The 656-nt window shown below is 65.9% G+C and carries 1 protein-coding gene; it reads right to left on the bottom strand.

The window, feature by feature from the left end:
- Window positions 1–216: 216 nt before the first annotated feature.
- Window positions 217–516, bottom strand: a complete 300-nt coding sequence (locus tag CCN51_RS52610) for a hypothetical protein (protein ID WP_014172624.1) — start codon at window positions 514–516, stop codon at window positions 217–219.
- Between the last annotated feature and the right edge of the window lie 140 nt (window positions 517–656).

The following is a 656-nucleotide window of genomic DNA, read 5'->3' as shown; positions in this document are numbered from 1 at the left end:
ACCGGGTCCGGGCGGATAAGGGGTATGCCTCAGCGGCCAATCGGCGCCGGCTTCGGCGGCGCGGGATCGCTGCGACGATCCCGGACAAGAAGGACCAACGCGCCAACCGGCTGGCGAGGGGCTCGAAGGGTGGGCGGCCACCGAAGATCGACTAGAGACATCCGGTAGGAGGCGATCACACATATGACGGACCTGGCCGTCACGGCACCCGACGCGTCATGGAGCGAGGACAACGACTGGCAGAAGCAGGCGTGGCACGTCCTCCTCAGCGGCAAGGAACGCGAGAGCCTGTTCGAGCACGTACGCCGTGAACTCGTACCCCGCCTCGAACGGCCCGAGGATCCGGACAAAGCCCACCGCGACTGGGCTCCCGATGCTCCTCCCTACCGACGAGAAGCCTCGCAGAGCACCCAGCCGATCCCAGTACAGCGCAGTCTCTTCGACGACATCGACCACCAACAGAAGCCCCTCACCCTGGCCCTCACGCCTGGGCAGCGTGCTCGTGACATCCGCCACGCCCTACAGCAAATCCGTGCCATGGTGCCGGTCCCCGCCGTTCCCAATGGGCTCGGACCAGCGGTGGGGTCTGCAATGTGCCCAGCACGCTGCGACCAGTCCTAAGTGGTCGAGTTCGTAAGTCCTTCGGGGGTTGATCA

Source organism: Streptomyces milbemycinicus (genome assembly GCF_002154605.1).
GTDB classification, from domain to species: domain Bacteria; phylum Actinomycetota; class Actinomycetes; order Streptomycetales; family Streptomycetaceae; genus Streptomyces; species Streptomyces milbemycinicus.
Note: the sequence above shows the minus strand (reverse complement) of the source record. Positions and strands in the feature narration are given on the sequence as shown.